A 6,000-nucleotide genomic window follows, 5' to 3' on the forward strand; every position below is an offset into this window, starting at 1 on the left:
TACGCCTGAAAGCGTTTCGAATTTCGCGCCAGTGCTTGCGATTCGGTAAACCGCAGCCCGCGACCCCATGATCGTACTGCGAACTCGCTTGGTCGGAAGGAAACAACACCAGCTCGGCAGCACGCGCGAGGGAAGCGATGAACCAGGCACGGACATGACAGTCTCCTGACGACCTGTCCGCCGATTCTCCCGCACCCAGGTTACCGGAACGACGGCTCCGCCGCCGTTGCCTCGGGTGCGCTCTCGTAGACGCCAGATGCACTGATCGTGTCGATGTCCTCAGTTCAGGCGCGCGGGCAGCAGTTCGGCGACGAGTTCCTCGACACGGACCTTGATCTCGTCGCGGATCGGGCGCACCGACTCGACGCCTTTGCCTGCGGGGTCCTCGAGTACCCAGTCGCGGTAGCTGACTCCGGGGAAGACTGGGCAGGTGTCGCCGCAGCCCATGGTGATGACGACGTCGGAGGCTTCGACGGCGTCGAAGGTGAGGATTTTGGGTGACTGGTCGGAGATGTCGATGTCGACGGATCCCGGCCCGATCCGCACCATGTCGCCGACCTGGGGTTCGCTTACCCCCGGACTCGCGCAAACCCCTCTGGTGTCACTCATAGGACTCGTGCATAACTGCTGTGTGGCGTGGTCTAGGCTGCTGTCCGCTCGACGGATCTTTTCCACCACCTACCGACACCGAAAGGCGCACATAGTGGTTCGTGGAAGACTTTTCGCTTCGATACTCGCGTTGACCGCCGCTGTACTGGTCAATGTGGCCGGGCCGGCCAGCGCAACGACCAGCATATGGATCGGGAGAGCGTTCCCAGACGCACACGGCGACTACAGCTGGTGGGTCGTCGCCGAGATCACCTACATCTGCGAACCCGGCCAGGCCAACGCCCTGTGGGTCAAGGTCGAGTCCGAACGGTTCAAAAGCCCGGAAGGCCAACCCGTCCGTATGAAAGACGAGGCCCTGGATCGGGTGACCTGTGACGGCGAATCTCGGCAGACGAAGGTCAGGGTGCCATTGGGCTACGACTACGGCGAGGGCCCGAATCGCGCAGATGCTCACGACGGCGACGGCATTGAACTCATGACGTATTACTACGATGACCGTGCGGTCGAGATCACCGCCGCGTTCGCCTACCTGCCGCCTGACGCCGAGGACATGAGCCAGGTCGAGATCCATAAGGACACCACCGAGAACCGGACCCTGACTCTGACTCAGGAATAGTCCTCGGCCCGCAGCGGTCCGCACCGGACCGCTGCGCAGCGTGCGAGCTGAACGTGAGAACCGGCCAGATACTCTGGCCGGTTCTCGTTGTGTTCGGGGCCTCAGGCGTTGAGCTACCAGAACCAGGGTGCTTCTTCGCGCCGGAGTGCGTCGCGCGGTCGCCCGCTGTCCACCAGGATGTCGTCGACCCGGCGACTCATGTCGAGGTTATCCGGTCCGGACCACATGGCGAGTGGTTCGACCGTGAACCGGCCATCGAGTGCGAACCACAGGCACACATCCATGTACGGATGCAGGCCTCGTGCGTCCCGGAGCCGGTACGCGGCGGCGACACCGTGACCGCCGGCGCCCATGTTCACCTCCATGGTTCGGGCGTGCGGGGTATGGGCCGGGCGAATCCGAATTTTACTGAGTTCGACCGACCCACCGCGGGTCGAGTTCGTGCAGGCGGTTGCCGAACAGATCGACTCCCGCGGCAGCGGCAAGCGCGCCAGCGAGGTCGGAAAGGTCGGAGAGCACCCCCCTGGTCCCAGGGGTAGCCGTAGTATCGGCGAGTCCGGCGCGAGCCTGCTCGAACTCATGGCGAAGGCGCTAGAGCCCTCGGCCTGCAATGCGGCATGGAAGCGCTCCACCGGCACGTCCGACAGTCCCCCGGTGACCGGGTCCGGGACGATCCGGTCGACGTGCGGTCGCAGCAGTGGGTGGGGGCGAAACCTTCTGGCCTCAGGCGAGACCGATTCGCTGTCGGAGTTCGGGGCCGTGCTGGACGTAGTCGGTGTTAGCGGGCACGCCATCCTTGAAATCGGAGGGGACGAGCTGACGGACGATCGCCTTCTCCAGGCAGCGGAAGCACGCGTGGCCTTCCAGTCCCGAGCTCTTCCGCAACTCGTCGTGGACCATGTAGAGATCCGCGTCGGGACTCCGACACGCATCGCAGCGCAGGTCCATCTCGTACTGCGCCCACTCGTACCGGTGTCGTGCGCCGTTGTCCCACTCGATCTCGCGCCAACCTTGATCACCGCGAATGCGTGTGGGCCGAGCCTTGTGCGTATCGGCGTAGTCGACGGTGAGGTCGTTAATGGCCGACTCCACGTCGGCTGGCCCGAGATCCATTCTCTGTGCGTCGAACACCCTGTTGACCGCTCGGCTTCATGCCACGAAGCCCGCCGACCCGACCGGTGCCGGGCCGCTTCCGACGAACGCACACGCGCCGAGTGGCGTGCATTCGATGAGCGCGTGACGCATATCCGACAGACGCGTAGTCCCCAGTGGCGAAATCCCCCTGCTGTGGCTAGGTTTGTGCAGGTAGCGGCGATTTCGCGGCAACAGTTGAAACGGAACTGATCATTCTGCTAAGTTCTTTGCAGAACAGAACGAATCATTCCGTTCCGAATCCTAGGGAGAGACCATGACCGAGATCCACCCCTTTCGCATCGAGATCCCCCAGGCCGACCTCGACGATCTGAACTACCGGCTGACCCACGCGCGGTTCGCCGACGAACTGCCCGCCGAGAAGGTCGCGGGCAAGGTCGACCTCGGTATCCCGGTGCCGCCGGGCTGGGAATACGGCGTGCCGGGCGCGTTCGTCCGCCCGTTGATCCAGCGGTGGCGCGACGAGTTTGATTGGCGCGCGGTCGAGAAGAACCTCAACACGGTCCCGCACTTCCGCACCGAGATCGACGGACAGCACATCCACTTTGTGCACATCCGCTCGGCGAACCCCGAGGCGACCCCGCTGATGCTGACCCACGGGTGGCCGAGCTCCTTCGTCGAGTACCTCGGCTTGGTCGACAAGCTCACCGACGCGTTCCACCTGGTGATCCCGTCCTACCCCGGGTACGCCTTCTCCGGCCCGACCCGCGATATCGGCTGGACGCCGGAGCGGATGGCCGCCGCCTACGTCGAGCTGATGCGCCGCCTCGGGTACGAGCGCTACGGCGTGCACGGTAACGACGCGGGTGCGATCGTGACCCCGGAGATGGGCAGGCTGGCCCCGGACAACGTGATCGGCGTACACGTCAACCAGATCTTCGCCTTCCCCAGCGGCGATCCGGACGAGCTTGCGAACCTGAGCGAGCAGGACCGGGCGTTCATCGAGTTCGGCCAGAAGTTCCTTGAGCACTCCATCCACGACTTCAGCCAGCGGGCCCAGCCGCAGACCATTGCTGCGGGCCTCGCGGATTCCCCGGTCGGCCAGCTGACCTGGAGCAGCCAGCTCCTCGGCGCCCTCGACCCCGACGACCTCCTCATCAACGTCGCGATCTACTGGTTCACCAACACCGCGGCTTCCTCAGCCCGCTTCTACTACGAGAACGCCAAGGGCACCCACGCCACGGAGCCGACCACCGTCCCCATCGGCCTCGCCTCTTTCGGCTACGACTACAAGCCACCGCGCGCCCTCGCCGAACGCGACCATGCCAACATCGTCCAGTGGAACGAGTACAGCGAGGGTGGCCACTGGGCCGCCTATGAGGTCCCCGACCTGCTCGCTACCGACATCCGCAATTTCTTCGCCGAACTCGGCTGAGATTCCCGAACTCCGCTGAGCAAACCACCCACCTGGCCCCGATCCAAACCCGATCGGGGCCAAGGCGCCCCTTGGGGGCTCAGTCACTCGGATGGGCTTCTATGTCGACGTCAACCGCCATGACCGAGTTCGCGGTGGTACCCGAACAGCACGACGACGCCGTGAAAAGGACCGCGTCCGATAGGACAAGGGCTCCGAGTCCCCGCAGCGCAGCATCCCCGCCGGCGGCGGCTGGTGGGCCCACGGGAAAGGCGGTCCGAAAGCCCTCGCGTCCAAGCGCGTCGGCGCAGGGACAGGCCGGGTCGGCTACACCTACCTGCACACCGCGACAACGCGCTCACCTCCGCCGCCGCAGCGGTCACGGACCGGCAGGTGGTACTGACCACCACGAAGTTCGACCGGTTCGCGCGCAACATGGCCGAGGCCGGCGAGATCCTCACCAGTCTGCGCCAGCGAGATGTCCTGTTCGGGCTCGGCAGTCAGATCTACGACTGGGCCGACCCGTTCGGCAAACTGTTTCTGCAAACCCTCGCCATGGTCACCGAATTCGAGGCCAACCTCAACCACCTACGCACCCGCGAGGGCATGGCCAAGGCCCGCGCGAAGGGGCGCCTCAAGGGCAAACAGCCGAAACTGCCTCTGGCAGCACAGAAGACGATCCACCGCCGCTACCACGACCCCGACGACGATGCGAGCCTGGCCGACCTCGCCCAGGAATACAGCGTCGGCCGCTCCACCATCCACCGCATCATCAGCGGCACCGCACCCCGGGCGTAGCGCTCATGCACCTGGTGACACGTTTCTTACGGTCGCCCCCGCTCGTGGAATCCGTGCTCGCGGACAGCCCCGGCCGCTACCCGTTCAGCGTCCGGGTCGAGACGCTGGTACCTGCTCCGCCGGGGTGATCCGCCGATGTAATGGCTAGGCAAAGCGGTGCAAGGAGGTTGGGCTCGGAAAGGGCTTGCGCTCCAATGTTTGCGTCGTACCTACGCCTCGCTCGCCGAAACAGGACCGACTCTCGCATTCAGCGTCCGCGCGAGAGCTTTTTGGGCATTGATCATGCGGCGCGGGACGGGGCGTATCGGTAGACCACCGAGGTACTCGTGGAGGTGGATCGGCCAGCGCCTCGCCATGCATGCCCGACGCCATGCGACGAGGATGTCTGCGACGTCGAAGGGAAGGTAAGGATTTTCCCCGATCCCTTCCAGGAATTGCAGATCCGGCAAGGTCAGCACAGCGGGGGCAAGGATCCTGCCATCGAATTCTTCGAGATGTGGACGGCGGCGCAGCTGTAGGTCCAGATCGGTGGTGTCCAGATTTGGTACTCCGCCGTCAGGAACTATGACCAACGGCACGAAGACTGCGGATTTGGAGACCCCGAAGGCGGATCCGCTGGTGTAGAGCTTGCGGATCGTTTTGGCTACCTGGTTGAACTTTCCGTCGTCACCGGAGAAGGTCTGGATGATGTCGGCGGCGTAGTCCTCCACCGAACCGAGGCCCTGCACAAGCGCGGCATCGAGATGGTGGTTTGTGGCATCGATGACAAAGCAGTGTTGACCTGCGGGAATCACCCAGTCGCACGCAGACGCCAGTGCGCTCTTGTTCTCGGTCCAGGCCGTCTGTAGCTCGGCTTCGTGAACGAGGCGCTTCATCTTCCTGCTGCTTTTGACGATGATCGACAAGGAATCACCGACTGACCGTTCGAAAGCGTGGTTCATTCCGTGGCTGAATGCCTCTGCCGCCGAGCCGGAGACAGGCTGGCGGCGCTTGTGGCTCGGCAGGCCCATGAAAGTCGGCCAGTACAGCAGCGAGCCGAAGAAACGGTCGATTCCCCATTGGTATCGCAGCAGCACAGTATCGGTCGACAGTCGCAGAAACGGGTACTGAGTCATCGTGTAGCGCTGCCACGGCGTCCGGCCGTGCCGGTGATCAGCTATGAGCTTCGCTCGATACTCAGCCGGCGGTAGCGACATGTCCTCGATGCAGAACGACACTACGCTCTCAGTCGCGCCTGCAGAGATGAGGTCCGCGCGGGAGAATTCGACCTGTCCGGTCTTGGCTCGCTTGGCGATGATCTGACCGAGCGCGAGTAGATCGAGCAGTTCGAGACCGTTCGCCCTGGTGGCCTGTCCCCGGTGAATGAGACCGCCTGGAACTAGAGTTCCGTTGGCCCTGGTGAGGGGCTGGAAGGGACACTGAGAACCATGGCTGGACGTAAGCGGCATTCCGCCGAAGAGATCGTGCGGAA

At 64.1% G+C, this 6,000-nt stretch carries 5 protein-coding genes and 3 pseudogenes; 4 read left to right on the plus strand and 4 right to left on the minus strand.

All coding sequences use genetic code 11. The features are described from left to right. Nucleotides 1-279 precede the first annotated feature (279 nt). Nucleotides 280-549: a low molecular weight phosphatase family protein gene (locus tag M8859_RS35440; protein ID WP_249645579.1), complete on the minus strand. Its 270-nt coding sequence runs from the start codon at nt 547-549 to the stop codon at nt 280-282. A 190-nt stretch (nt 550-739) separates the two neighbouring features. On the opposite strand from M8859_RS35440, the gene M8859_RS35445 reads away from it, so the two are divergent. Beyond that, the gene (locus M8859_RS35445) at nt 740-1,225 is read left to right on the plus strand and encodes a hypothetical protein (RefSeq protein WP_195072138.1); all 486 of its coding nucleotides are present in this window, start codon (nt 740-742) and stop codon (nt 1,223-1,225) included. A 113-nt stretch (nt 1,226-1,338) separates the two neighbouring features. Here M8859_RS35445 and M8859_RS35450 read toward each other — a convergent pair whose 3' ends face one another. After that, on the minus strand, nt 1,339-1,578 hold the full coding sequence (locus tag M8859_RS35450) for a hypothetical protein (protein ID WP_195072137.1): 240 nt from the start codon (nt 1,576-1,578) through the stop codon (nt 1,339-1,341). Between the two features lie 370 nt (nt 1,579-1,948). Further along, nucleotides 1,949-2,338, minus strand: a complete 390-nt coding sequence (locus tag M8859_RS35455) for a hypothetical protein (protein ID WP_159930948.1) — start codon at nt 2,336-2,338, stop codon at nt 1,949-1,951. Between the two features lie 295 nt (nt 2,339-2,633). Here M8859_RS35455 and M8859_RS35460 point away from each other — a divergent pair, with 295 nt between their 5' ends. The 3 genes and pseudogenes from M8859_RS35460 to M8859_RS35470 form a co-directional block, all read left to right on the plus strand. Next, on the plus strand, nt 2,634-3,752 hold the full coding sequence (locus M8859_RS35460; RefSeq protein WP_249645577.1) for an epoxide hydrolase family protein: 1,119 nt from the start codon (nt 2,634-2,636) through the stop codon (nt 3,750-3,752). Between the two features lie 214 nt (nt 3,753-3,966). Beyond that, nucleotides 3,967-4,080: pseudogene (locus tag M8859_RS35465) on the plus strand (IS481 family transposase); the annotation flags it as partial. Nucleotides 4,081-4,094: 14 nt separating this feature from the next. Further along, a pseudogene (locus tag M8859_RS35470) lies at nt 4,095-4,529 on the plus strand (recombinase family protein); the annotation flags it as partial. A gap of 209 nt (nt 4,530-4,738) precedes the next feature. Here the strand turns inward: M8859_RS35470 and M8859_RS35475 are convergent. Then, nucleotides 4,739-6,000 (minus strand): annotated as a pseudogene (locus M8859_RS35475) (hypothetical protein); the annotation flags it as partial.

This window comes from Nocardia sputi (assembly GCF_023501985.1).

What these genes read in the sequence shown, in the direction of transcription:
- M8859_RS35440 (WP_249645579.1), bottom strand. Translation starts at nt 549, where the DNA reads ATGGTGCGGATCGGGCCGGGATCCGTCGACATCGACATCTCCGACCAG.
- M8859_RS35450 (WP_195072137.1), bottom strand. Translation starts at nt 1,578, where the DNA reads ATGGGCGCCGGCGGTCACGGTGTCGCCGCCGCGTACCGGCTCCGGGAC.
- M8859_RS35460 (WP_249645577.1), top strand. Translation starts at nt 2,634, where the DNA reads ATGACCGAGATCCACCCCTTTCGCATCGAGATCCCCCAGGCCGACCTC.
- M8859_RS35455 (WP_159930948.1), bottom strand. Translation starts at nt 2,338, where the DNA reads ATGGATCTCGGGCCAGCCGACGTGGAGTCGGCCATTAACGACCTCACC.